The organism is Candidatus Poriferisocius sp., assembly GCF_965219815.1.
In the GTDB taxonomy this organism is placed as follows: domain Bacteria; phylum Actinomycetota; class Acidimicrobiia; order Acidimicrobiales; family Bin134; genus Poriferisocius.
Genome location: NZ_OZ244791.1, coordinates 1,123,352 through 1,148,478, shown reverse-complemented (window position 1 = coordinate 1,148,478; position 25,127 = coordinate 1,123,352). Strand labels below are relative to the sequence as shown.

General features: G+C 61.5%; 22 protein-coding genes and 1 pseudogene. 4 read left to right on the top strand and 19 right to left on the bottom strand.

Translation table 11 applies throughout. From position 1 onward, the window contains the following. Position 1: 1 nt before the first annotated feature. From ACOQPI_RS05465 to ACOQPI_RS05415, 11 genes and pseudogenes are all read right to left on the bottom strand, one after another. Complete coding sequence (locus ACOQPI_RS05465; RefSeq protein WP_420618676.1) at positions 2-763, bottom strand: ABC transporter permease; 762 nt, start codon at positions 761-763, stop codon at positions 2-4. Positions 764-768: 5 nt separating this feature from the next. Then, positions 769-1,590 carry an ABC transporter ATP-binding protein gene (locus ACOQPI_RS05460; protein ID WP_420618675.1) on the bottom strand — a complete coding sequence of 274 codons (822 nt, stop codon included), beginning with the start codon at positions 1,588-1,590 and terminating at the stop codon, positions 769-771. Further along, positions 1,587-2,564, bottom strand: a complete 978-nt coding sequence (locus ACOQPI_RS05455; protein WP_420618674.1) for an ABC transporter permease — start codon at positions 2,562-2,564, stop codon at positions 1,587-1,589. The genes ACOQPI_RS05460 and ACOQPI_RS05455 overlap by 4 nt, the downstream gene beginning before the upstream one ends. Before the next feature lie 12 nt (positions 2,565-2,576). Then, positions 2,577-3,578: a TIGR03842 family LLM class F420-dependent oxidoreductase gene (locus ACOQPI_RS05450; RefSeq protein WP_420618673.1), complete on the bottom strand. Its 1,002-nt coding sequence runs from the start codon at positions 3,576-3,578 to the stop codon at positions 2,577-2,579. Positions 3,579-3,605: 27 nt separating this feature from the next. Continuing rightward, complete coding sequence (locus tag ACOQPI_RS05445) at positions 3,606-5,093, bottom strand: CoA-acylating methylmalonate-semialdehyde dehydrogenase (RefSeq protein ID WP_420618672.1); 1,488 nt, start codon at positions 5,091-5,093, stop codon at positions 3,606-3,608. A 29-nt stretch (positions 5,094-5,122) separates the two neighbouring features. Then, positions 5,123-6,532 carry a dihydropyrimidinase gene (hydA, locus tag ACOQPI_RS05440; protein WP_420618671.1) on the bottom strand — a complete coding sequence of 470 codons (1,410 nt, stop codon included), beginning with the start codon at positions 6,530-6,532 and terminating at the stop codon, positions 5,123-5,125. Between the two features lie 42 nt (positions 6,533-6,574). Continuing rightward, positions 6,575-7,873: an aspartate aminotransferase family protein gene (locus tag ACOQPI_RS05435; protein ID WP_420618670.1), complete on the bottom strand. Its 1,299-nt coding sequence runs from the start codon at positions 7,871-7,873 to the stop codon at positions 6,575-6,577. Positions 7,874-7,883: 10 nt separating this feature from the next. Beyond that, positions 7,884-8,726 carry a nitrilase-related carbon-nitrogen hydrolase gene (locus tag ACOQPI_RS05430; protein ID WP_420618669.1) on the bottom strand — a complete coding sequence of 281 codons (843 nt, stop codon included), beginning with the start codon at positions 8,724-8,726 and terminating at the stop codon, positions 7,884-7,886. 163 nt (positions 8,727-8,889) lie between these two features. Beyond that, the gene (locus tag ACOQPI_RS05425) at positions 8,890-11,379 is read right to left on the bottom strand and encodes a hypothetical protein (RefSeq protein WP_420618668.1); all 2,490 of its coding nucleotides are present in this window, start codon (positions 11,377-11,379) and stop codon (positions 8,890-8,892) included. 67 nt (positions 11,380-11,446) lie between these two features. After that, positions 11,447-13,840, bottom strand: a complete 2,394-nt coding sequence (locus tag ACOQPI_RS05420) for a hypothetical protein (RefSeq protein WP_420621073.1) — start codon at positions 13,838-13,840, stop codon at positions 11,447-11,449. 354 nt (positions 13,841-14,194) lie between these two features. Continuing rightward, positions 14,195-14,287, bottom strand: a pseudogene (locus ACOQPI_RS05415) (hypothetical protein); the annotation flags it as partial. Between the two features lie 151 nt (positions 14,288-14,438). On the opposite strand from ACOQPI_RS05415, the gene ACOQPI_RS05410 reads away from it, so the two are divergent. Then, complete coding sequence (locus ACOQPI_RS05410; RefSeq protein WP_420618667.1) at positions 14,439-14,684, top strand: hypothetical protein; 246 nt, start codon at positions 14,439-14,441, stop codon at positions 14,682-14,684. A 1,004-nt stretch (positions 14,685-15,688) separates the two neighbouring features. Here the strand turns inward: ACOQPI_RS05410 and ACOQPI_RS05405 are convergent. The 8 genes from ACOQPI_RS05405 to ACOQPI_RS05370 all read right to left on the bottom strand — a co-directional run bounded on the left by ACOQPI_RS05405 (position 15,689) and on the right by ACOQPI_RS05370 (position 22,621). Further along, positions 15,689-16,972, bottom strand: coding sequence for an aromatic ring-hydroxylating oxygenase subunit alpha (locus ACOQPI_RS05405; protein WP_420618666.1), 1,284 nt, complete (start codon positions 16,970-16,972; stop codon positions 15,689-15,691). 13 nt (positions 16,973-16,985) lie between these two features. After that, the gene (locus ACOQPI_RS05400; RefSeq protein ID WP_420618665.1) at positions 16,986-18,731 is read right to left on the bottom strand and encodes an N-acyl-D-amino-acid deacylase family protein; all 1,746 of its coding nucleotides are present in this window, start codon (positions 18,729-18,731) and stop codon (positions 16,986-16,988) included. 49 nt (positions 18,732-18,780) lie between these two features. After that, entirely contained in the window at positions 18,781-20,514 is a 1,734-nt protein-coding gene (locus ACOQPI_RS05395; RefSeq protein ID WP_420620991.1) for an N-acyl-D-amino-acid deacylase family protein, read from the bottom strand. 84 nt (positions 20,515-20,598) lie between these two features. Further along, positions 20,599-20,943, bottom strand: a complete 345-nt coding sequence (locus ACOQPI_RS05390; protein ID WP_420618664.1) for a hypothetical protein — start codon at positions 20,941-20,943, stop codon at positions 20,599-20,601. 12 nt (positions 20,944-20,955) lie between these two features. Then, positions 20,956-21,678 carry a hypothetical protein gene (locus ACOQPI_RS05385; protein ID WP_420618663.1) on the bottom strand — a complete coding sequence of 241 codons (723 nt, stop codon included), beginning with the start codon at positions 21,676-21,678 and terminating at the stop codon, positions 20,956-20,958. A 149-nt stretch (positions 21,679-21,827) separates the two neighbouring features. Beyond that, a complete protein-coding gene (locus ACOQPI_RS05380; RefSeq protein WP_420618662.1) occupies positions 21,828-21,962 on the bottom strand; it encodes a hypothetical protein in 135 nt (44 codons plus the stop codon). Between the two features lie 7 nt (positions 21,963-21,969). Then, a complete protein-coding gene (locus tag ACOQPI_RS05375; RefSeq protein ID WP_420618661.1) occupies positions 21,970-22,257 on the bottom strand; it encodes a helix-turn-helix domain-containing protein in 288 nt (95 codons plus the stop codon). A 34-nt stretch (positions 22,258-22,291) separates the two neighbouring features. Continuing rightward, positions 22,292-22,621 carry a type II toxin-antitoxin system RelE/ParE family toxin gene (locus ACOQPI_RS05370; protein WP_420620990.1) on the bottom strand — a complete coding sequence of 110 codons (330 nt, stop codon included), beginning with the start codon at positions 22,619-22,621 and terminating at the stop codon, positions 22,292-22,294. Between the two features lie 304 nt (positions 22,622-22,925). On the opposite strand from ACOQPI_RS05370, the gene ACOQPI_RS05365 reads away from it, so the two are divergent. The 3 genes from ACOQPI_RS05365 (at position 22,926) to ACOQPI_RS05355 (ending at position 25,105) form a co-directional block, all read left to right on the top strand. Then, the gene (locus ACOQPI_RS05365) at positions 22,926-23,135 is read left to right on the top strand and encodes an ArsC/Spx/MgsR family protein (RefSeq protein ID WP_420618660.1); all 210 of its coding nucleotides are present in this window, start codon (positions 22,926-22,928) and stop codon (positions 23,133-23,135) included. A 46-nt stretch (positions 23,136-23,181) separates the two neighbouring features. Continuing rightward, complete coding sequence (locus tag ACOQPI_RS05360; protein ID WP_420618659.1) at positions 23,182-23,958, top strand: RDD family protein; 777 nt, start codon at positions 23,182-23,184, stop codon at positions 23,956-23,958. Between the two features lie 76 nt (positions 23,959-24,034). Then, entirely contained in the window at positions 24,035-25,105 is a 1,071-nt protein-coding gene (locus tag ACOQPI_RS05355; RefSeq protein ID WP_420618658.1) for an ABC transporter ATP-binding protein, read from the top strand. The last annotated feature ends 22 nt before the right edge of the window (positions 25,106-25,127 follow it).

Here is a 25,127-nt window from a genome sequence, read left to right as displayed (position 1 = left end):
TTCATTTTGGATTTCGAACCAGAGAGCTCCACGGCATAGCCACCCGCTCCAGCACTATGACGGCGGAATACAGCACGGCCCCGATAGCGGTGCCGGCCAGCACCGCCGCCCAGGCGTCGTCGTATCGGGTGAGGCCCGCCGATTGCGTGATCATCGGGCCGAGGGCGTCTTGTCGGCCGCCGAAGTACTCGGCGACGATGGCAGCTATCACCGCCAGCGACGCGGCCAGCTTCAGCGCGGTGAAAAAGAACGGCATGGCATTGGGAATCCGAACCTCGCGGGTGATGCGCGACCGGCTGGCCGCGTACGACTCCATGAGCTCGATCTGGTTTCGGTCCACCTGGCTGAGTCCCCGGGTGGTGTTGATGAAGATCGGGAAGAACACCAGCGCCACCACGATGGCCTGGTTGGAGCGGGGCGAGGTGAGTCCGAACCAGTTGTTGAAGATCGGGGCCAGCGCGATGATCGGAATGGCGTTGACCGCCACGGCCAGCGGGGTAATGGTCTCGTTCGCGGTCCTGAACCGGGTCACCAGCAAGGCGGCGAGGACGCCCAGGATGATGCCGGCGATCAACCCCGACACCGCCACGAAGCCGGTGATGCGGGCCCCCTGGAACACCGCATCCCAGTTGTCGACCAGCGCGCCGACGATCTCGCTCGGCGCCGGCAGCACGAACCCCTGGGGATCGAGCAGGGCCAGTACCCCCTCCCACAGGCCAAGCAGAACCACCCCGGTCACGATGGGGGCCGATAACCCCTTCACGGTGTTCACTCCTCCACCTTCCGCAGGGCAGTGCGCACCTCGGTGACCTTGGTGAAGAACGCCGGGTCGTCGCGGGTGGAGGCGTTGCGCTCGCCCAGGTCCACGTCGATGATCGAGGCAATCCCCCCCGGACGGGGCGACATCACAATCACCCGGGTGGACAGGTACACCGCCTCGGGAATCGAGTGGGTGACGAACACCACGGTGGTCTCGGTCTCCTCCCAGATCCGCAGCAGCTCGTCCTGCATGTGCTCGCGGGTCATCTCGTCGAGCGCCCCGAAAGGTTCGTCCATCAACAGCAGCGACGGGCTGAACGACAGCGCCCGGGCGATGGCCACCCGCTGCTGCATGCCGCCCGACAGCTCGGAGGGGTGGTGGTTGGCGAACTCGCTGAGCTTCACCATCTCCAGCATCTCGGAGGCCCGGCGCCGCCGGGCGCCCCTGGACCATCCCATCAGCTCCAGCGGGAGCTCGATGTTCTTTGTTACCGAGCGCCAGTCGAACAGCCCCGCGGTCTGGAAGGCCATGCCGTAATCCCGGTGGAGGCGGGCCTGCTCTGCGGGCTTGCCGTTGACCCGCACCGTCCCGGCGGACGGGGGAATCAGAGATGCGACCAGTCGAAGCAGGGTGCTCTTGCCGCACCCCGACGGACCGATGAGCGTGATGAACTCCCCCGGTCCGACCGACAGGTCGATCTCGCCCAGAGCTTCCACCTGGTTGCTCTTGCCGGGGTTGAACACCTTGGTGGCCCCGCGGATGTCGATCACCAGCGAAGACGCCCCCTGAGCTGCGGACGTGGCCTCGTCCATGGATGAAACCTCGCTCATGTCGTCGACTCCTGGGTCTGGTTGCCCACCACCAGCCGCTCTACCGCAGTCACCACCAAGAACACGAAGATCCCCAGCACGGCGGCCCCCAGCACGCTGGCAAACAGGCGGTCGGGGCCGGTGGTGTAGTTGAACGCCTCGCGCAGGATCCGACGGCCGAGCCCTCCCTCGACTCCGGCGGATATCTCGCCCACAATGGCCCCCACGATGCTGGCCGTGGCCGCGATCTTGAGCGCGGCAAACAAGTACGGCAGCGACGCCGGCAGCCGCAGGCGCCACAGCGTCTGAAACCAGCTGGCGGCATACGACTCCATCAGCTCCTTGTTCTCCAGCCGGGGGGATTGCAGCCCCCGCAGCCCGTTGACCGCTACCGGGAAGAAAGTGAGGTAGGTAGCGATGACCGAGACCGACATCCAGTCCTGCCACTCCCACGGGAACACGTCGAAGTTCTTGCGTCCCCAGATCACGATGATGGGCGCGATGGCGATAAGCGGGATGGTCTGGCTGGCGATCACGTACGGGAGCAGGCCCTGCTCGAGCCGCCGCCATTGGGCCAGCGCCAGCGCGATGGCCATGCCGATCACCAGTCCCACCAAGAACCCGGCGAAGGCCTCCCGCAGAGTGAACACCGCCTCGTCGAACAAGATGTGCACATAGATCCGGTCTTGGCCGCCGGGGGTTTCGCCGAACTGGCCGAAGATCTCGGCCACCGGGGGCATGTTCAGATCATCGGTGCGGGGCAGAACCGACCCCACCACCGGCCAATCGTGCTGGGCGTCGTCTATGGACTGGCCGAACGCCTTGTAGCCGGTGTACAGCCCGGCGAGCAGGCCCAGGAACACCACGAAGGTCACCGTTTGGCGAACTACCCGCACCACGGTGTCGCGGCGCTGCTCCTGGGCCGCTTGCTGCTTGATCCGGTGCTCGCGTACTAGGGGATCGTCCGTAGCAGCCATGGTGTCGGTGTTCGGCATACCGCTGCGTCCCTAACCGCCCATCGCAGGGATGATCCGCTGGCCGTATGCGTTGAGGGTCTCGTCTTTCTGGTCGTGCATGAGGTAGATGGCGAACTGATCCACGCCCAGCGCTTCCAACTCGCGCAGCCGGGCCAGGTGGGCGTCCTCGTCGCCGAGGAGGCAGAAGCGGTCGATGATCTCGTCGGGCACGAAGTCGGTGTGATCGTGGCCCGCTTTGCCGTGCCCGCTGTAGTCGTAGCCCTCTCGGCCGGCGATGTAGTCGGTAAGCGCTTGGGGCACGCCCGCCCCCTGATCGCCGTAGCGGGCCACCAGGTCGGCCACGTGGTTGCCCACCATGCCGCCGAACCATCGGCATTGCTCTCGCTGGTGCTCGATGTTGTCGCCCACATAGGCGGGCGCGGCCACGCAGATGTACAGGCTGTGCGGATCGCGTCCTGCCTCTTCGGCGGCTTGGCGAACTGCGGCAATGGTCCATTCGGCGATCGCCGGATCGGCCAACTGGAGGATGAACCCATCAGACTCGCTGCCGCACAGGTGCAGCGCCTTGGGACCATAAGCCGCCATCAGCACCTTGAGCTCCGACTCTCCGGCCCACGGGAAGTGCTGCTGGGTGTCGTTGTACTCGGTCTTGCGGCCTTCAGCCAGGTCTTTGATCACCCGCATGGACTCGCCCAACGTGGCCAGACTGCGGGGTTTGTGGCCGATAACCCGCATGGCGGAGTCGCCCCGGCCGATTCCGCACACGGTGCGGTTGCCGAACATGTCGTTCAGCGTGGCGAAGAGCGACGCAGTAACCGTCCAGTCCCGGGTTCCGGGGTTGGTGACCATGGGCCCGACGATCATGCGGTTGGTGGCCGACAGCATCTGGCTGTAGATCACGTAGGGCTCTTGCCACAGCACATGGCTGTCGAAGGTCCAGCCGTAGTTGAAGCCGAGCGTCTCGGCCCGCTTGGCCAACTCCACCACCCTCCATGCCGGAGGATCGGTCTGAAGAACAACTCCGAAATCCATCGCTACCTCCTCATCCAATCGGACCTATCACTCATTGGTCGGAAAGCCCAGATCAACTGTGCTGGTGGCGGGATCGGGCCATCGGGCCGTCATGACCTTTGGCCTGGTGTAAAAGCGGATTCCCTCGGGGCCGTACATCGTGGTGTCGCCGAAGAGCGAGTCCTTCCAGCCGCCGAAGGAGTGGTAGCCCACCGGCACGGGAATGGGGACGTTGATGCCCACCATGCCCGCGTCGGCATCCTCTTGGAACTGGCGGGCCGCCCCGCCGTCCCGAGTGAATATGGCCGCCCCGTTGCCCCACGGATTGTCGGCAATGAGCTGAACCGCCTCGGCATACGTCTCGCACCGCACAACGCTGAGGACCGGACCGAAGATCTCGTCGCGGTAGGCGTCCATCTCAGCGGTGACGTTGTCCAGCAGCGACACCCCGAGAAAGAAGCCGTCGTTGTCGAATCGGATGTCGCGGCCATCCACCACCACGGTTGCTCCCTGCTCGGCGGCGGAACCGATGTAGCCGGCCACCCGGTCGCGGTGCTCGCGGGTAATTAGCGGCCCCATATCCGATGCCGAATCGGTGCCATCGCCGATCACCAGCTTCTCCATGCGGAGCTTGATGGCCTCTACCAAGGGATCGGCCACCTCGCCCACCGCGGCCACCACCGAGATGGCCATGCAGCGCTCCCCGGCGGAACCGTAGGCCGCCGACACCGCCGAGTCGGCGGCCAGTTCGATGTCGGCATCGGGCAGAACCACCATGTGGTTCTTGGCCCCGCCCAGCGCCTGGACCCGCTTGCCGTGCGAAGTGCCAGTGGCATACACGTAGCGGGCAATCGGTGTGGACCCCACAAAGCTGGCCGCCTTCACGTCGGGGTGCTCCAACAGCCGGTCGACCGCCACCTTGTCGCCGTTCACCAGATTGAGCACGCCAGGCGGGAAGCCCGCCTCCTGGAACAGCTCGACAATGAACATGGGGGCCGACGGGTCGCGCTCAGAGGGCTTGAGCACGAATGTGTTGCCGCAGGCGATGGCGTTGGGTGCCATCCACATGGGAACCATGGCCGGGAAGTTGAACGGCGTGATACCGGCTACCACCCCGAGCGGGCGACGCACCGTGTAAACGTCGATCCCGGTGGACGCCGCCTCGTTGTGGCTTCCCTTGAGGTGTTCGGCAAGGCCACAGGCGAACTCGATGTTGTCGATGGCCCGGGCCACCTCGCCCAACGCATCACTGTGAACTTTGCCGTGCTCGGCCGTGAGACGCCTGGCGACCTCTTCGGCGTTGTCCACCACCAGATTCCGGAAGGCGAACATGAGGGTGGTGCGCCGGGCAATCGACACGTTCGACCATTCTTCGAATGCGGCCTGTGACGAAGCCACCGCGGCATCAACCTCCTCGGCCGATGCCAGCGACAGCCGGCCAGTCTGTTCGCCGCTGGCCGGGTTGAAGACCGGGGAGGTCCGCCCGGAGGTGCCGGCCACGGCTTGGCCGCCGATCAAATGATGGATCTCACGCATTTCTCCCCCTCTCCGGCGTGGTCCGAGCCTTAGATCAGATAAGAGCTGAGACCGCGGCGCAGGTATTGCCCGTCGCCCATGGAGCCCAGGTACTGGTTGTTGTCGACGATGACCCGGCCCCTCGACAACACGGTGTCGACGTGGCCGTTGACCTCGATCCCCTCATAGGCCGAGTGGTCGATGTTCATGTGGTGGTTCTCCACGCTGATGGTCCAGGTTGCCTGGGGGTCGTAGATCACCACGTCGGCATCGGAACCGGGCTGGATGATGCCCTTGCGGGGGTAGAGGCCCATCATTCGGGCCGGGGTGGTAGAGCACAGCTCCACCCAGCGGGGCATGGTGATTTCCCCGGAGGCCACCCCCTGGAAGATCAGGTCCATCCGGTGCTCGACGCCCCCGATGCCGTTGGGTATGGCCCGGAAATCGCCGACGCCCAGCTCCTTCTGCTCCTTCATGCAGAACGGGCAGTGGTCGGTGGCGACCACGGCAAGGTCGTTGGTGCGCAGCCCTTTCCACAGCTCGTCTTGGTGGTGGTCGTGGTGGGAGCGGATCGGCGTGGAGCACACGTAGGCCGCGCCGTCCCAGCCCTGGTCGAGGTGCTCTTCGAGGCTGAAGTACAGGTATTGCGGACAGGTCTCGGCGAACACGTTGCCGCCGTTGTTGCGGGCGATGGCCACCTGCTCCAGCGCCTGCTTGGCCGACAGATGCACGATGTAGAGGGGGGCGGCGCCCACCTTGGCCAGTTGGATGGCCCGATGGGTGGCCTCCGACTCGAACTCGGCCCGGCGCACGTACCCGTGGTTCACCGGGTCGGTCTCACCCCGCTCGTAGGCCTGCTCGGCCAGCACGTCGATGGCGATGCCGTTCTCGGCGTGCATCATCATGAGCCCGCCGTTGCCGGCGCACTGCTGCATGGCCCGCAGGATCTGGCCGTCGTCGCTGTAGAAGACGCCGGGATAGGCCATGAACAGCTTGAAGCTGGTGACCCCCTCGTTCACCAGCAGGTCCATCTCTTTGAGGGCGGCGTCGGTGACGTCGCCGATGATCATGTGGAAGCCGTAGTCGATGGCGCACCGGCCCTCGGCCTGCTCCATGCGAGCGTCGAAGCACTCGCGCACGTCGAGCCCATAGCTCTGGGTGGCGAAGTCCACGATGGTGGTGGTGCCACCCCAGGCGGCGGCCCGGGTGCCGGTCTCGAAATCATCGGACGCGATGGTGCCGCCGAAGGGCAGCTCCATGTGGGTGTGTACGTCCACCCCGCCGGGCACCACCAGCTTGCCGGTGGCGTCGATCACCCGATCGGCCCCGTTCTCGGCTGACAGGGCCAGCTCCGATCCCGGTTGCAACACGGCGACGATCACCTCGCCATCGATCAGGACTTCGGCCGGATCAGCCCCGGTCGAGCTCACCACTGTGCCGTTCTTGATCAAAATGGTCATGGTTTCTGCCCCCTATTCGTCCTCAATGAAGATGGTCATGCCTCAAGTCTGCCTGTCGATTTCCTCAATGGTCTCGAGAATGGCGCTCACGCCCTCGTCGATCTCCTCCTCGGTCACATCCAGCATCGGGGTGATCCGAAGGGCGTTGCCGTACAGCCCGCCCTTGCCCACCAGAAGCCCCCGCCGCTTGCACCCTTCGAGCAGCTCGGTGGCCCGATCGGCGTCGGGCTGGATCGAGCCCGGCGCCACGATCTCTATGGCCTGCATGAGGCCCTTGCCCCTCAGCTCGACGATCCACGGCGTCTGCTCGGCCACTGGCCGAAGCGCATCGGCCAATCGCTTGCCCATGCGCAGGGCGTTGCCCTGGAGGTCGTTTTCCCGCACGTAGTTCAAGGTGGCCAGCCCCGCCGCCGTCGACAGAGGGTTTCCGCCGAACGTGGAGAAGCTCAGGGCCTTGATCGTGTCCATGATCTCGGCTCGGGCCACGATGCCGGCCAGCGTGATTCCGTTGCCCACGCCCTTGGCGAAGGTGAGCATGTCGGGAACGATGTCGTGGGCCTGGTAGCCCCAGAAGTGCTCGCCGGTGCGCCCCCAGCCGGTTTGCACCTCGTCGGTCACGAACAGGATCCCCCGGTTGGCCAGCACTTTGTGCATCGACCCGAAGAACCCGTCGGGCGGGGTGGCGAACCCGCCGACGCCCTGGATGGGCTCGGCGATGAGGCAGGCCGCCGACCCGGTGGTCATCATGTCGAGAACCTGGGTGAGGTCGTCGGTGCAGGCCTCGGTGAACTCGTCGTCGTCCAGACGCCGGAAGGGGCTGCGCAGCTGATACGCCCCGTGGACGAAGTGTACCGACAGGCCCGACAGCGCGGTCGACGACCAGGAGGAGTGCGAGGTTATGGCCTGCGCGGTGAACGAGCGCCCGTGGTAGCTGTTGCGCATGGCCAGCACCTCGTTGGACTTTCGATAGCTGGTGGCCAGCAAGATGGCGGTGTCGTTGGCCTCGCTCCCGGAGGTGGTGAAGAACACCCGGGCGTCGGGGATGCCGCTGATGGCCGCGATCTCCTCGGCCAGCTCAATCATCGGCTCGCAGAGGTACAGCGTGGAGGTGTGCAGCACCTTGGACGCCTGCTCCTGGATAGCCGAGGTGACCGCGGGGTTGTTGTGTCCCACCATGGTGGTGAGCACGCCGCCGAAGAAGTCGAGGTACCGGTTCCCCTCCACGTCCCACACATAGCTCCCCTGGCCGCGCTCGATGCTGATGGGCTCGGCGTAGAGCGGCTTGACGTAGGAGGGGAGAATCGCCTGGTAGCGCTGGTGCAGATCGGCGTTGGTGGTCACGGCGGTGGGCTCACGCCTCGGTGAGGGGCCCGTACATGTCGGGGCGGCGATCGCGGTAGAAGGCCCACTGCGCTCGGGTCTCGTCGATCATGGCGAAGTCAAGGTCGCGGATCACCAGTTCCTGCTCCTGGTCTGATGCCGGATCCTCCACGAACTGGCCGCGCGGGTTGGCGAAATACGACGTGCCGTAGAAGTCGTTGTCGCCCAGCGGCTCGACGCCCACCCGGTTGATCGCCCCCACGAAGTACATGTTGGCCGCCGCCGACGCCGTCTGCTCCAGCTTCCACAGATAGGCCGACAGACCCCGGCTGGTGGCCGAGGGGTTGAACACCACCTGGGCGCCGTTGAGGCCGAGGGCGCGCCACCCCTCGGGGAAATGGCGGTCGTAGCAGATGTACACCCCGACTCTTCCCACTGCGGTGTCGAACACCGGATAGCCGAGGTTGCCGGGGCGGAAATAGAACTTCTCCCAGAAGCCCTTCACCTGGGGGATGTGGGTCTTGCGGTACTTGCCCAGGTAGGTGCCGTCGGCGTCGATGACCGCGGCGGTGTTGTAGAGGATTCCCGGCTGCTCCTCCTCGTACATCGGCAGCACCAGCACCATGCCGTGCTTGGCGGCGATCTCCTGGAATCGCTTGGTGGTGGGCCCGTCGGGGATCGCCTCGGCGTAGCTGTAGTAGTCGGTTTCCTGAACCTGGCAGAAGTAGGGCCCGTTGAAGAGCTCTTGGAAGCACATCACCCGGACCCCCGCCGCCGCGGCCTCCCCGACATACTTCTTGTGCAACTCAACCATGGACTCCTGATCACCAGTCCACGCGGCCTGCACGATTGCGGCTCTGACGACATCGGACATGGGGCGCCTCCCAAGCTGGTTTTGCTGCGCCTTCTGGGGGTTAAATGCCCGATGGCGCTGACTTAAGGAATAAACCGCCAATTATTATCTAACTCAGCACTCCGCCGCAAGAACCTCTTCAACCATCCTGGGAACCTCTCGAAAAGCGCGCTCTCCGCCGCAACTAGCCTCCCTCTACTGCGCCACCTATCCATATTTGGTAGCCATATCCCTGTTGCCTCTCCACTTCATCTGCAAAAGGAATCGTCAAGAGTAAGCGGACAGCATCTGGAGACCAGCGGTTTGATGCAGGAATACTATCGACTGTAACGTACGGCATGTCGATATTTGCAGGTCCATAAACCGGAGTAAAGGGTTGCAATCGGCGAACAGATACAACTCTAGATTCTGAATCCAGTATTGCCGCAAACGCCTGCAACTCACCTATGTATTGCTTTCTAATAAAATCTTCCAAATCTGGATGCGAGTGTGGAACTTCAAGGCGAGCATAAAAATCTCGAAACTCAAAAAGATCTGCTTCTGCTAGATGGCCGACAATAGAGGCATTGTCGTACACTTCTGCAAACTCATGTTTAAAATATTGTCTTCTGGGCAAATTCCAAATGCCACGATGATCTAAATAGTCTCCTGGATCCACGCCAGCGAATCGTTCTGAAGCATATAAGTGCGCGAACTTATCGCCATATATATATCCACTGTCATAAATATCCAAAAAAAATGCCCGCGTCAGGTCAACGCCTTCGGCAAATTCTGCATTGACTTCAAAAACAAGTTCATGGACAGATACATCGTGTTCTGGTATTGCTATCTCAAAAGGGGCTCGCTCACCTGGTTGAACCGACAACGGCCAATACCATTCATCTCCTAGCGCGTCACCGTTAGGTGAAGTGACAGCAACTTTTACTTTCTTGGCAATTTGCTTATCAGACAAATTCCTTACCAGCCCCCTAACTAAATTACCAGTCACCAATACCGAGTTGACTTCCACAATAATTTGATTTGTGGGAGGGATTCCCGATTGATATTCGCCGTATTTACCAATAAACCCAAGCGGATAGGTGTAATAGTAAGGTGCCTGGCCAATCAATTCCCATTCCTCCATAGTAAAGCCACCATCTGCGCTACAATAACTTCCGTGGCCATTAAGAGGCACTTCGACAAGATCACGAGTTAGAGAAATCGCCTCATGGCTGACCCCACCCCACCATAGCCTACTTTCCTGTACTCTCATGCTCTGTGTAATGTCGCTCGCATGAGTGGCATCTATTCCCATAAAGTTGCGATTCGGAAATTGCGTTATAGGGCCACGGGGCCGCAAAAATCCTATGAATATTTTATCAATATCTTCCTCTTCCCGATATCGCTGCAAAGTGTTTACTGGAACAAAACTACGAGCTATCAACCGATCATTTGTATCCACTTCCTCCAAAATAGAGTAGGGAATAAGTTCCCGCAAATCAATGACTTCAGAACCTTCTACAATAGCTTGAAATATCCTTAGCTCTTCCAAGGTATCTGGAGGTCTCTCTACTTGATCAATCTCTGCTACTGTATCTGGAGCATAATATATATCTGCGTAGTTGTATAAAGAAATTTCGCTTAACAGCGGTTCCACATCTCTATTAGCCATAAACAAGGCTGGATATAGCGAGGATATAGCCCCGATGCTGTGAAATGAATATTCCTTACCGTAAGGCTTCATCCGCTTGTAAGCCTCTAGTTCATATATTCTTTCGTCATGCACGAGAAAATTATGGCCGGTCTGATATAGTCGTAAGTACTCTGTTTCGTCAGCGTTCAAAGTAATGGCCCGTCGGTAATCTGGCCTAGAAGACATGTTTGCGGAAATTATATGTTCAAGATTTGCCCAAGGTTCAAGTCTTGGCAAAAAACCTTCCGACTCTGCGGGAATGTCAACAACGCTATCAGGAAACCAGTTGATACTGACTTCAAATGGTGCGTTTTCACCTGGTTCAATCGTAAGAGGCCAATAGAATTTAGATTCCCTGTCTCCGTCCTTCTCTCTTAGCGCAACTGTCACATTTCTAGCGTACAAGCTGTCTGAAGTGTTTCTAATCAGACCTCTTACAATACAGCCTTGACGCGCAATGGAATCGAAAACTAGTACAGCCTCCTCTTCTGCTTCAGAGTTAAGAGAGGAATGAAGGTCAGTCTGGCTGTCATCTGATGAAACAGCGCTTGTTTCTCCCCAGCTATCTCCTTCTTTTCCCATTATCTCGTTGCCTGTAACAACATCAAATTCCAAATCAACAGGCCCTTCTCTCGGAGGAGCCGAAAACACCTGCACTTCTGATGTCTTACTACTGAAAGATTCAGCTTCAGGAGTATGCGGTTCTCTATTTTCGTCGGATGTGGAAAATTTGCTGGTTACTTCTTGAGAGTCCATATCTTGCGTATTTGCCAAATCACCGTTAGGAAACTCCGGTGTTGCGTTTGGTAGCAACAGAGTCGAGGTTGAAGTAGGTTTCTCTTCTACTGATTCCAAACTAGATGAGCCTGTAGGTACGACCACCTCGGCAGCAGGCTCTTCAATTTTATTTTGAGGAATCCCCTCACTCTGTGATTCAGGCAGTTTAGAACTGCAGCCGGCCATCACGACAGTCGTGATGACTGCGGCTGCAAGCGTGGTCATCCAATTTGAGGCCCAGTTGCCTTCGCTCTGTGCCGCCTTGGCTCTAGATCTGACATTCATGGCACGTTCATACTTCTACCCAATTACAAAAGACTACAGATTGCCCAAAGAATTTGAATGCATCGCAATGCTCAACTTGCAATTTGTGTCTATCTTCCGTGGTCCCACTATCCCGGAAAGGAACTGAGTCATCGTACCAACCTTCAACGATTGTGTTCCCATTCATGAAACTGTGATTTTCGATCTTTTCCCCAAATGGCTTGTATAATTCTTCTGCACAATCCACAGCTGCCTTTTTTGGGTCTTTAGACTCAGGTGACATATCCCGTCCAGGGCTACATCGGACTTCCTCAGATGCTTGTACGGCCCTGTAAAGGGAATTGCTATCGGAAACAGTATCAGAAGGCCATTCCATGTGGCCGGAACTTCCTGATGGGCTAGGCCACGTCTTCGGCCATACGGCATATCTTGTCCCAGTGTTGGGGTCTGTAAATGAGATAAATGCCTTAGCTAGAGGAGTTCGAGGAGACTCCTCACCAGTCTTGTCGTCGTCGTTGACTTTGCCCTCAGCAATTTCCGTATCGTATAAGTAGCATGGAAATGACACATGGTTTGAGCTCCACCGACATGTCCGATCTTTGGTCCCGCCGTCAACTGTTCCAGCTTGGGGATCTAGTTGGATGTTTAACTTTGGTACTTGGTAGATGCTAGTTGAATTGCCTGTATATACCCTCATGCACTTATCAATCTCTAGCTCCTTATCTTCATCATCATCTTCCTTCCTTTCTTGTTCATCGCAGGCAGACCATGTTTTCAACGCCAGCCAAAGTCCCGCATTACCGGCTGGTGCTTTACAAAGGTGTCTTAGCAAGTGAGCAGCCACTGGAACACCGCCGATTCTGATATCTGCGCGCTCAGCGTGGTTCTTTGTTCTGATGTCATGCCATATGTCTAACTGCCACAGGCCAACCCCAGGATTCCAATGGGCTCTCAATTCCCCCGCCTCGGTCATCCGGGAATACAGCCTTATATTTATACTTTCAGTTTCTCCGTTGTGTGTTTGATACTGCCGATCGAGGTGGTCCCATCTTGAGAGGGTCATGGGCGATGGTGCGTTGCTCTTGCTGTGTCCGCTCATTAGTTCGCGGAGTGGAATCATGAGCATTATTGCTGCAAGTTGTGTCTTGGTGAATGTTGTGCTGGGATTGCCGCACGACACACTCTCTGTTGATGTCGGATTATTATTATGGTTTGCGATTGCTTGGCCGGCGGCGTAGAGGACTCCTTTCACGGTTCCTATGGTGAAATAGTAGTTGCCGGTTCCAGTGATTAGGCCGTCGGGTATCTTTGGGAGCGTTTTCATGTTGCAGGTGGCACTTGTAGTCCATCCCATGGGGGTCCAGGCCTGGACTGCTATTTCGTAGGTGGTCTCCTCGGCGAGCCCGGTGAAGGTGTGGGAGGTAGCGTTGGTGGCGATCCATTCGGGGTCCGTTTGTTTCCGGTCGCGGGCTATGCGGTAGTAGGCGGCTCCGTTGTCGGTCCAGCGCACGGTGCCGTCGGTGTCGGCGGCTTGTGGGCATTGGTGGACTTCCAGGTCGGCGGGAGCGGTTTGGCAGTGGGGGACGTGCCCGAGGACTTGCCAGCTCTGCCCGCTGTCGGCGCTCTTCCATACTGTAATCCAGTAGATAGTGTTCGCCTGGAGGCCGGTGAGTGTCGCTTCTGTGGTGCCTTCGGCAAAGGTCTTCGTTCCCACGTATTGGAAGTTGCCGTTCTGGTCGATGAGCGTTCTGGCTATCCGCCATTGGTAGTCACCGTTGGGGTCTTCCCATTCGATGTCGATGGTGCTGGTGGTATTTGCCTTGCATTCGACCGTGGAGGTGGTGTGATCGTCGGTTGCGTCGCCGCTCTCAGGCTTGTATTCCACCCCGTTGTCAGATGCCTCTTTGGCCTTGGCGATAGTGCCCGCCCTGAGCTGCACGGTGTATTGCATGCCGGGTTTGAGATCGGTGAAGGTGTGGGAATTGCCAGCGGACACCACGATCTCCCACTCGCCGCCCTCCGAGGCCCCAGACGCGCCCGATGAGCCCGCGGGGCTGACTCTCGCTAGGTAGATCTCTGCACCGTCGACGGGTTGCCATTGGATGGTGAGGGTGTTGCCCCCGGTGGTGTGCCCGGTCAGCACTGGGGTGTCGAGGTGTTTGGTGTGGCAGCGGGACGCGGGGTTCACTTTGTGCCATTTCTCGTCTTTTCCGTACCACCACAGGTGGATCTCATAGGCTGTGCCTTTGGCCAGACCGGTGAACTCGGTGCTGTTCCCCTCGTACACTGTCCTGTAGTTGGCCCAGGAGCTGCCGGTCCAGATGGCCGCGTACCAGTACTGGGCCTCGTCTATGAGCGCCCATTGGAGCACGACGCTGTCAGACGTGGTCTGGTCGCAGTCCACCCCGAACGCCGAGGTCACGCACCGGACCGTCGCAGCCTGCCCCCAGCCCTTCTCGCCGCCCGACTGCACGGTGACCGTGTGCAGCGTGCCCGCCGCCAGCCCGGCGAACACACGGACCACACTTGCCGCATCGGGGGCGGGCTCGATGTCGTCGGTCCAGGCCCCGCCGCCGATCCTCGCCCGGTACTTTGTCGCCCCCGCCACCGTCGGCCACGACACCGACACGCTGTTTGAGGTCGCCGTACACGACAGGACCGGCGCCGCTATGTCGGCCAGGGTGGTGCAGTACACGCCCGCGAAGTGCTGGGCCTTGCCGCCTTTGACCGCCAGCACGCTCACCCAGTACCTCGTGGACGGCACCAGACCGCCGAACACCACTGTGGTGGATGCAGTGCGCATCTCGGTCTGCGCGCTGTTGGGCACGGCCAGCTGGACCTTCGCCGAATAGCCGTCCGCGCCCGCCACCTCATCCCAGGAGAACCTGATCTGGGTAGGAGAAGCCTCGCACTCCAAGCCTGTGGGCGCCGGCAGGACCGACGCCGGAGTCGTGCAGGTGGCCGTGCCGGTCTGGCCCCAGCCCGCGGTGTTCCACCCCTGCACCCGCACCGTATAAGCCGTGGAGTCCGCCAGATTCGAGAACACATGCGACAGCCCCGAAGCCGACGCCCACCCGCTGCCCCTCGACACCCGGTACCGCGAAGCGCCCCTGACCGATTCCCAGCTCGCCGTGATCGTGCTCGCCGTCGCAGTACAAGACACCGACGGCGCCGCAGGCGGCGCCGTCGTAGTGCACACCGTGCTGGGATGCACCTGGTTCCAAACACCGGTGGGCGACGCCCGCCACCAAAAGAAGAACGTATAGTCCACATTCGCCGCCAACCCGGTGAAAACCGTCGACAGCGTCGATGCCGCCAACGCTCTGCCGTCCACATACTGATTCCCGACCGTCGCCCGGCCCACATACCACTGGTGAACCCTCGAATCGGCCCTCCAATACAGCTGAGCGCCGCTGCCAGACACCGCCCCGCAAACCGGCGGGCCCACCGCGGTGGTGCAATACACCCCCGAGTAATACTGGGCCACACCCCCCACGTTCGAGTGCACCCCGATGTAATACCTGGTAGAAGACGACAGGCCCGCATACACCGCCGTCGTCCCAGAAGTCGTCCTCACCGTCTGGCCGCCCACACCCGACGCCAACTGCAACTTCGCCGTGTAATTGTCCGCCCCGGTCACCGCGTTCCACGAGAACACGATCACCGAAGCCGTCACCGAACACGACAACCCCGTCGGCCCCGGAAGAATCTGGGCGCTCCCGCACACAGATCTACCCGCGCACATCGCCAAACCCCCGAACCCCTCAGGCGCAGGACCCTCCACCGCCTCCACCTCAACCGGCGCCTCCAAAAAACCGCCCCCGAACACATCCGCAACCGGGCCCGGCTCCCCGTCCTGGCCTGAAACCGGACCGGGCATGCCCGACTCGTCCAAACGGCCCAAATCCTCATCCAACGGGCCATCCAAAGGAGGCGAACCCGGCTCCGCCTCAACCTCTGCGAACCCGTCCTCCCCGCCCCCCAAAACCCCGTCAACCTGCCCCGCCACCAACCCGCCCCCAACACCCAAAGGAGGCTCAGAAGGAACCGGAAAACCCACCCCAGACTGCGCCCCAACACGCACCCCCACCCCAACCGACACCAACAACCACACCACCACCACAGCCCACAAACGCCTGCCCATACGCCCAAATGCTACCTACAGCCGACCCAACCCCAACGTCACCCCCAGCAGATCCGGCGCAACGACACAGTTACCCGCCTCGCCGGAGCCGCCGCTAGTTCCATCCTCTAACTGGGGGCGGAATATCTACTTCCTAGAGCCCTCGCCAGCCAGAACCCGGTCTAGCTCGGCGTGCATGTTCACGAGGCGGGAGTCGAAATCCCCCAGCACCAGCTCGTCGATGCCGTTGGAGGCCATCCCGGCTTGCACCCGCCCGATGCCGTCGAGGTCTTGGTTCACCACTTCGGCGATGACCGTTCCCTCAGGGAAGTGAATCATCTCGGGGGGTGAGCCGGAATTTGCTCGGTCTCCCAGCCGGTGGAACAGCCAGAAGTCGAAGTGGGAATGTCCAGTGTGATCGCCAGGGCGAGCCCGGAAGATGGTGTACATGTCGCTGTGTACGTTCAGCACCACGTTGGGAAACACCAGATAGTGGTAGTCGTCGAGGATCTGTTCGTCGGTGTAGTGGCTGAAGTCCACGTTTTCGGCCGCCGCTCGGTCCCGCACCAAGCCCACCGCCCAGTCCCGAGCGCTTTGGCCGGCCAGGTCCACTTTGTCATGGGGCTGGAGCCCCAGCATGGTGCTGTAGTTGTCCACAAAGGCTTGGGCCACCTCTTCTTGGTCGGCATCCGGGAATCGGGGCGAGCCGATCCCCAGGGGGATCTTCATCATGGAGTGGCCCCGGTCCCATAGCTCGTAGGTGGTGTTGAGCGCATCCATGAACCCCCGCAAGCCGGGGTGCAGCCCTTCCAAGTGGTAGGCCTCGTTGAAGGCGTCCACCGTGGTCTTCCAGTTGCCGCCCAGCGGGATGGTCCAGCAGGCCGTCAAGCTCCGCTCCCCCAAGTTGAACGGGGCCAGGGTGTCGGGCACCGGGTCGAGGAACTCGTCGAGGTCGGGGCCGTCAGGAGACGGGTTGATGAACACCATCTGGTGCCAGGTGCCCAGCCGCACCGGGGCCAGAGACAGGTTCTCGTTGGCCACCACGCCGAAGTGCTTGCGGTACACGATCTCCTTCAGCGACCCGTCGAGGCCGTAGCACCAGTCGTGGAACCCGCAACGCAGCTCGTCGGCGTTGCCCTTGCCCTCGCACAGTTGGAATCCCCGGTGGCGGCAGGCGTTGTGAAATGCCCTCAGCTCGCCGTCGTGGTCTCGCACCACCAGATAGCTCTGGTCGCCGATGCGGTATTCGAACCAGTCGCCGGGCTCGGCCACATCGCTGGTCAAGCAGGCAAGCTGCCAGGTGGACGGCCATAGCCTCTGGCGCTCCAGCTCGGCGTACTCCTCCTCCAGATAGCGGCCCTTGGGCAACCGGGCCGGGGTGCCATCCCCGTTGCCAGATCGGAGCCGATAGTGGTCCAGGTCGATGCCCATGGCGCGTCCGGCGCTACCGGGTGCCGCGCACCAGCCGGCCGGGCCGGGCCCCGGTGTCCTTGCCCTGGCTGCGGGTCACCTCGCCGGCCACAACGGTGGCCACATAGCCATCCGCCTGCTGGTCGAGCCGGCGTCCCCCGGCGGGCAAGTCGTGTACCACGCGAGGAGAGCGCAGGGTCAGCGCCTGATGGTCGATCACATTGGCGTCGGCCCGCTTGCCCACTTCCAGCGTTCCCCGATCGCCCAGCCCATACAAGGAGGCGGTGTCGTGGGTCTGCTTCTTCACCACCCACTCCAGAGGGAGCTGCTCCCCCCGGGTGCGGTCCCGGGTCCAGTGGGTGAGCATGAAGGTGGGGATAGAGGCATCGCAGATCATGCCGCAGTGGGCCCCGCCGTCGGACAGCCCCGACACCCCGGCGGGGTGCAGCAGCTGCTCCCGGATGACGTCGTGGTTCTCCTCGACGTAGTTGAACATGGGCAGCATCATCAGGGCCCGGCCGTCGTCCTCCAGGGAAAGGTCGTAGAGCATCTCCAGCGGATCTACCCCGCGGGCCTCGGCCATGGCGGTCACGGTGCGATCGTGGGTGGGCTCGTAGTCGGGCGGGTCGCCGATCACGTACAGCTTGTGGATCATCGAAGCCACCATGCTGGGCATCTGATCGAACAGCACGCTGGGGTCGGGGGGCAGGTCGTCCTCGCCCAAGATTGCCGACCGGATCGCCGGCTTCTTGAGCTCAGCTACGAGCTGGTCGAAGGGCAGATGGGCCAGCGACGCAAACGTGGGCCGCTTGGCGAAAGCGTGGTTGGTCTGCAAGCCGATGAGCATCCCGAAGGGACGACCAGCGATTTGGGGATACACCCGGGCACCCTTGTCCACCGCCCGCATCGACTCGTCCATCATCTCCCGCCACAAATCGGGAGCGGCCTCCACCTGCAACAGGGCGAACGACACCGGCACGTCGAAGTGGGCCGACAGGCGGCGCATCCAGTCCATCTCCTTGGGCGGTGCCACCAGATCCAGCCCCGCCGCACCCGCCGGGGCCAACTCGAACACCCCGGATCCGGCATCGGCCAGCGCCCGACCCAAACCGAACAGCTCGTCCTCGGCGGCAAAGGTGCCCGGCACCGGCTCGCCGTCGATGGCCCGGTGGCCCAGCGTGCGAGATGTGGACACGCCCAGCGCACCGGCCTCGATGGCCTCGCGCACGATGGCGTACATGGCCTCGATGTCGTCGGGGGTGGCCGGCTCGTTCTTGGCCCCTCGATCCCCCATCACGTAGCCCCGCACCGCGCCGTGGGCCACCTGAGCGGCCACATCGATGGCCAGCTCGCGCTGTTCGACAACATCGAGGTACTCCGGGAAGCTCTCCCACCCCCAAGAGATGCCCTCGGACAGGGCCGCTCCGGGAATGTCCTCCACGCCTTCCATCAGCTGGATGAGCCAGTCCTCTTTGCCGGGCTGCACCGGGGCGAACCCCACCCCGCAGTTGCCCATCACCACGGTGGTCACGCCGTGGTTGGACGACGGCTGGAGCATGTCGTCCCAGGTCACCTGCCCGTCGTAGTGGGTGTGGCAGTCCACAAAGCCGGGGGTCACCAGCAGCCCGGTAGCGTCGATGGTCTCAGCGGCCTCGGGGGCGGGACCGCCACTGCGGTCCACCACGGCCACCTTGCCGTCCCTTACGCCGATGTGGCCGACAAACCGGTCGGCACCGGTCCCATCCACAATGGTGCCGTTGGCAATCACCAGATCCAGCACTGCTCTTCCTCCCCAGTTTGTTACTTGGCGTTGTTTCTTGCGTCTGCCGCTAGTTGGCGGCTCCGGCTCGGAGCAGCTTGCCGGGACGGGCCCCGGTGTCTTCACCATTGCGACGGGTCACTACCCCGCTGACCAGCGTAGCGACATAGCCGGTGGCCCTCTGATCGAACCGGCGGCCTCCGGCGGGCAGGTCGGCCACCAGCTTGGGCGGATGCAGCGTCAGGTGCTCGTGGTCGATCACATTGATGTCGGCCTTCATGCCCGACTCCAGCGTGCCCCGGTCGGTGAGGCCGAAGAGGCGGGCGGTGTCATGCGACTGCTTGCGCACCACATACTCCAAGGGGAGCTTCTCGCCCCGTTGGCGGTCGCGAGCCCAGAAGGTGAGCAGCCAGGTGGGCATGGAAGCGTCGCAGATCGCCCCGCAGTGGGCCCCGCCGTCGGACAGCCCCGATACTCCCGACGGGTGCAGGAACATCTCCCGCACCGCGTCGGCGTTGCCGTGGCTGTAGTTGAGGAACGGGAACAGCAGGAGCGCCCGACCGTCATCCTCTAACAGCAAGTCGTAGAGCAGATCCTCGGTCTCCCGCCCCTGAGCCTCGGCGATGGCGGCCACCGACCGCTCGGGACCGGGCTCGTAGTCGGGGGGATCGCCCAACACATAGATCCGATGGAGTTGGGTGCCCATGTACTCGGCGAACTGATTGGTGAAGGAGCTTTCCTCCGACAGGATGGCGGCCTTGCGCTCAGGCCGGCGCAGCTCGGCTACCAGCTCTTCGAGGGGCAGCTCGGCAATCTCGGCGAAGCTGGGTCGGCTGCTGAAAGCGTGGTTGGTCTGAAGCCCGATCAGGATGCCGTTGCACCGAGGCGCAATTTGGGGATGGAGCTGGGCGCCCTCGGCTACCGCATCGGCCGACAGGTCCATGATCTCCCGCCACAGCTCGGGGGCGGCGTCCACCTGCACCAGAGCGAAGGTCACCGGGCGTCCGGTGGCGGCCGACAGGCGGCGCATCCAGTCGACTTCTTTGTGGGGAGCGGCCAAGTCCTCGCCAATCACTCCGGCGGGGGCCAGCTCGTACAGGCCGTGCCCCACCTCGGTGAGCGCCTCGCCAATGCCGAACAGCTCGTCCTCGGCCGCATAAGTGCCGGGAACCGGCTCGCCGTCGATGGCCATGTGGGCGATGGTGCGCGACGTGGAGAACCCGAAAGCCCCCGCTCGCAACGCCTCAGCCACGATCTCGCGCATCTGGTCGATGTCGGTGGGGGTGGCCGGCTCGTTCTTGGCCCCCCGCTCCCCCATCACATAGGCCCGCACCGCGCCATGCGGCACCTGACAGCCGATGTCCAGGGACAGGGGCTTGCGCTCCAGGGCATCTAGATACTCGGGGAAGGTCTCCCACTCCCAGGTAATGCCCTCCGACAGCGCGGCACCGGGGATGTCTTCCACCCCCTCCATGAGCTGGATGAGCCATTCCTCGGTGCCGGGACGCACCGGGGCGAATCCCACCCCGCAGTTGCCCATCATCACGGTGGTGACCCCGTGGTGGGCCGACGGCTCCAGGATCGGATCCCAGGTCACCTGGCCGTCGTAGTGGGTGTGGCAGTCCACGAATCCGGGAGTCACTACCAGCCCGGAGGCGTCGATGACCTCTTCGCCCTCCAGATCGGGGTTGCCGCCCGGGTATACCCCGGCAATCTGCTCCCCGTCGATGGCAACATCCCCAGTGAACGGCTCACCACCCGTGCCGTCCACAATCAAACCGCCCTTGATCACCAGGTCGTGCATGACGCCATGGTAGATGGTGGCGTACTCCCACCGCCGAGCCGACCCGATTGCCAAGGCCCGCTTGAATGCGTGGAGCACCTGAATTCAGGTGAAGAGCTCCATGAACTGACCGGGCCAGGTGAGTACCACTCGATGCTCTTTACAAAGATCGACCCAATACTCGGCTGCAGGACGATGCTCCACCGCAAGCACCGGCTGAACGTTTTCGACTCCGGGCCAGTCCAGCAAGTGGGCATAGTTGAGAACCTGTCCCAGCCCCAGGCGAAGCTGTTGCACCTCATTGTCTTCGGTAAGGCTCTTCACCTCAGCCACAAATACCGTATCACCCTGCTGCCACGCGACATCGAACTCCGGATCAGGATCTGGACGATCGGGACTCCGTGGCTCTAACCCAGCAGAGCGAACTGCCTCTGCCAATTCGTTCTGCACATTCTTATGAGCTTAGGTTCCCCTGTCTTTGAGGTCAGGGGCAACCTCCCACACCTCTTGCTTCCCAACTGTTTTCTGCGGCGTAGTCTCTCGGTAGGGAACACCACCTTGGCTTCGACCTTCTTTTGAATTCCTTTTGAATTCTACATCTAAGTCAGAACCAGTAACCATGATTTCTCGGAGTCTTCGGAAACACGAATGATAGCTTTTCTCTCCCCCAATCAGAAAGATAGTCGGTTGTCTTGAAAGATGCTTGTATAGACTCTTGTCATCGACAAACTCGCGATCGAAAATCTCGCGCGGGAAATCCTCGTCATCCCATTTGACATCGATGCGATGATGAATCTCCTTGTCTAAACCCCCACTTACGCTGCTTTCGTAATAATATTCCCTAGTGACTACTCCCAGCGAGAATATATTAGCAGGTTTCTTGGGCTTTGGCTTCCAAGGCATGGCAATCAAGTCACCCGATTTTATCTCATAACGAAATATCTTGAGCAACTCGAAGCCACTGGCCCCTCCATTTTGATGATCTGCTCCATACACTGATTGAAATAACTTTCTCAGTTGGTCCTCACTTTTCAGTGGAGTCAAATCTGGGAACTTATCCGTCCAACCGGTAACAGCTACATTATTTTCCTTTACATACTCCCTAATGAAGGTTGCATACCCTTCGCCATGCCTCCAATCAGCTCCACTGCCACGGACCACCCACGCTTTGGGAATATTGCTCATCGGTTTGAATCTTTCCCTGCTCTGCTGCCGGACTTCTGAGGCATAGGAACTGTGATCATCTCTTGCATCTTCGTTATCCGCTCTAGCTCTATCCGAGGTCGTGGGAGGCGACTGCTAGGGAGTGGGTGATGAGCTACTTGTCGGCTGGGCTATTCGTCGTCGAGGCCGAGCACGCGGCGGCTAAAGGCAGGATCGTCGAATTCCTCCGGCCACCCTTCTCCATCGGCATCAATTCCATGACGCCACCGCGTCGCTTCCAGCTTGTCGAAGTCGATTCCACACATCGGACAACTACCTCGACGGACCTAGCAGATTATGAGGATCTAGCAGCCGACCCGGGCCGAATGTGGCGTTCCAATCCAGATCCTGACCCACTGCGGCACCCAGATTCTCGACAAGCTCCGGCGTCGGCCAGGTGCCGCCGTCTTCCATCTCATCCACTGCCGACTTGGCAATGCCCATCTTCTTGGCCAACTGGCGCTGGCTCAGCCCTGCTTCAGTCCGCAGCCGATACACCAAGCCCCGAAACGTGGCCACCAGGGCCTCATCCTCATAGGCCTGTCGCGCAACCTCTGTCATTGACCCACTCCTCTCGTCTACCCAAAGAACATTTTCACTCATCTCTCACCTCCCGTTCTTGCTGCTCTCTCATACTCTGCTGCATTGCCCGCCGTGCCCGCTCAATCTGCTTCCGCTCCCTCTGCTGGGTTTTCGTGAACACAGTGAGCAAGACAATCCGGCGCTCTGGAGCAATCCAGTAAGTGAGCCGAGTCGCATGCCCATGCAACCTGAAACGCAGTTCCCGCAGCTTACCGTCCAGTTGTCGGGTATAGGGCTCGCCCAGCATCGGGCCCTCGTGCCTCAGCAGTTCAATGTAGAAATCCACTCTACTCCGCGAACCTTCATCCAGGGCGCGGTGCCAGACTCGCACCTCTGGTTGCATTTCCACTTCCCCCCAGGGAGCAGCGGGCACGACGGGTCTCCCGTTCGAACCTCGAAGAGGGGGAAGGCCACTACCCTAACAGGTCTTCGGATTGTTTCCCGGCACCAAATGTGAGGTTCCCTTCGAGCCTCCGTGGCAGTCAGCGCTGGGGTAACGTCGGGGGATGGCTGAGATCATCGTGTACCACAACCCCGGTTGAGGCAGTTCCCGGGGCGCGCTTGAGATCCTCGAGTCGCGGGGCGTCGAGTTCGACGTCGTCCAGTACCTCAAGAACCCGCTGAGGCGGGTCGACCTGGAGCGGTTCTTGGAGCTGCTGCCCAACGAGCCCACTGATCTGGTGCGGGAGGACAACCACTTCAAGGAGCTCGGGCTGAACATCGGCGACTATCGGAGCGCCGGTGCGGTGGTCGATCTGCTGCTGGAGCACCCCAAGCTGATGCAGCGTCCGGTGGTGGTCCGCGGCGACCAGGCCGTGATTGCCCGCCCCTCCGAGCTCGTAGAGGAACTTCTGTGAGGCCACTTCCATGATGGGCAGGGGAGGTTCATTCGAACACGCTGCTGTGGCCCGTGCTGAAACCAAAGCACGGCGACAGCACGCTTCCGGCTCATCTAGGCGCTCGAAACCGCGAAAGACCCCGCTGGGCGACGACGAGTTCCCCGAGGGCGCGACCATCGTGGCCGGGCCCGAGGGCAAGCCGTATCCGGTGGCCGCGGTGTGGAGGCGGGCGCTGGCCCGGCTGATCGACGCCATCACCGTGTTCTTCATCCAGTGGATGCTCACCGTGATCCAACTCCTGTGGTTCATGGACGACGTGTCCAACCGGTGGCAGCCCGAGCCCTGGGGCCGGGCCACCGCTGCCATCTTGGGCTACATCTTCTTCCACTTCGTATACACGATGGTGTTCCTGCGCTGGAACGAGGGCCAGACCCCGGCCATGGATTTGATGAAGCTGCGGGCCGTGCGCACCAAAGACGGCAGCCACCTCGGTTTGGGCCGGTGCGGCGCCCGATGGCTGGTGGGCGGGGTGTCGTGGATTGCGCCCCCCGTGGTGCTCGGCGGGATCATCGTGAACGCGGCCACCTACCTGACGGTCCCCTTCGATCGCCGACGTCGTACGGTGTCGGACTGGGTGGCGGGAACCACGGTCATCGCCTACAACCGCGACAAGGAAGACCCCGACGGGGTGGCCGAGGAAGTACTGGACGAGTTCGGCCAGCCGATGTCGGTACGGGCCCAGATTCGGCGCAAGTACGGGATAACCGGGCTCTTCGGCGGCATGGGGGACTTCGGCGGGCGACGCGGCAATCGACCTCCGCCGAGCCGGGAGAGGTCCTAGGCTTCCCAGATGGATTGAGATTCGCCTACCATGTCAGCCAGTTTGAGGGCAGTCCGTAGACGACGGGGGGAAAGCCGTGGCAGCTGAGCGTCCGCTCTTGGAGGTGGAGAACCTCCGTACCTATTTCGATACGCCAAGAGGAATCCTGAAGGCGGTCGACGGGGTGAGCTTCACGTTGGACAAGGGCGAGACCATCGGCATTGTGGGTGAGTCAGGTTCGGGCAAGTCGGTGCTGGTGCGCTCGATCATGAACATCTTGACCAGCAACGCCATCATTCCCGATGGCTCCGAGGTGTTCTTCGACGGCAAAGACACCCGTAACCTGAGCCGAAGCGAGGCCAAGCACTTCTGGGGCACCCAGATGGCAATGATCTTCCAAGATCCGATGACCTCGTTGAACCCGGTCAAGAAGGTGGGCATCCAGATCACCGAGTCCATCCGCTACCACCTTGGTGCGTCCAAGCAGGAGGCCATGGAGAGGGCGCTGGAGCTCATGGTGCAGGTGGGCATCCCCGAACCCCGCAAGCGGCTAAAGGAGTATCCCCACCAGCTGTCGGGCGGGATGCGCCAGCGGGTGACCATCGCCATCGCCTTGGCCTGCAACCCCAAGCTGCTGATCGCCGATGAGCCCACCACTGCGCTGGACGTGACCGTGCAGAAGCAGATCCTCGACCTGCTGGCATCGCTCCAAGAGGAGTTGGGCATGGCCATGATCCTCATCACCCACGACTTGGGCGTGGTGGCCGGCCGAGCCCGTCGCATCGGGGTGATGTACGCCGGAAAGATGGTGGAGACCGCCGACACCACCACGCTGTTCCACCACATGAACCACCCCTACACCGAGGCGCTGTTCAAGTCGATCCCCAGAGTGGAGCACCAGAGCCACACCCGGCTCGACGCCATCAGCGGCCGCCCGCCCGACATGGTTCTCGATCTGGTGGGATGCCGGTTCGCCCCTCGGTGCCGCTACGCGCAAGAGCAGTGCATCACCAGGGAGCCGGAACTGTTCGACACTGGCCAGACCGGACACCGCCAAGCCTGCTTCTACCCGGTGGGATCACCAGAAAACGCCGAAGCACTGGCCGCCAACCAGGCAACGGGAATAACCGCCGCCGGTCTCGACCTGACCGCCGCCGCTGTCTCCTAGTCCGGCGATCGCAATCTCGAGG

Coding starts and splice junctions, on each gene's coding strand:
- ACOQPI_RS05405 (WP_420618666.1), bottom strand. CDS start 16,972: ATGGGCATCGACCTGGACCACTATCGGCTCCGATCTGGCAACGGGGAT.
- ACOQPI_RS05370 (WP_420620990.1), bottom strand. CDS start 22,621: ATGCAACCAGAGGTGCGAGTCTGGCACCGCGCCCTGGATGAAGGTTCG.
- ACOQPI_RS05445 (WP_420618672.1), bottom strand. CDS start 5,093: ATGCGTGAGATCCATCATTTGATCGGCGGCCAAGCCGTGGCCGGCACC.
- hydA (WP_420618671.1), bottom strand. CDS start 6,532: ATGACCATTTTGATCAAGAACGGCACAGTGGTGAGCTCGACCGGGGCT.
- ACOQPI_RS05380 (WP_420618662.1), bottom strand. CDS start 21,962: ATGTGTGGAATCGACTTCGACAAGCTGGAAGCGACGCGGTGGCGTCAT.
- ACOQPI_RS05425 (WP_420618668.1), bottom strand. CDS start 11,379: ATGACCACGCTTGCAGCCGCAGTCATCACGACTGTCGTGATGGCCGGC.
- ACOQPI_RS05385 (WP_420618663.1), bottom strand. CDS start 21,678: ATGAGCAATATTCCCAAAGCGTGGGTGGTCCGTGGCAGTGGAGCTGAT.
- ACOQPI_RS05460 (WP_420618675.1), bottom strand. CDS start 1,590: ATGAGCGAGGTTTCATCCATGGACGAGGCCACGTCCGCAGCTCAGGGG.
- ACOQPI_RS05455 (WP_420618674.1), bottom strand. CDS start 2,564: ATGCCGAACACCGACACCATGGCTGCTACGGACGATCCCCTAGTACGC.
- ACOQPI_RS05430 (WP_420618669.1), bottom strand. CDS start 8,726: ATGTCCGATGTCGTCAGAGCCGCAATCGTGCAGGCCGCGTGGACTGGT.
- ACOQPI_RS05450 (WP_420618673.1), bottom strand. CDS start 3,578: ATGGATTTCGGAGTTGTTCTTCAGACCGATCCTCCGGCATGGAGGGTG.
- ACOQPI_RS05395 (WP_420620991.1), bottom strand. CDS start 20,514: ATGCACGACCTGGTGATCAAGGGCGGTTTGATTGTGGACGGCACGGGT.
- ACOQPI_RS05375 (WP_420618661.1), bottom strand. CDS start 22,257: ATGACAGAGGTTGCGCGACAGGCCTATGAGGATGAGGCCCTGGTGGCC.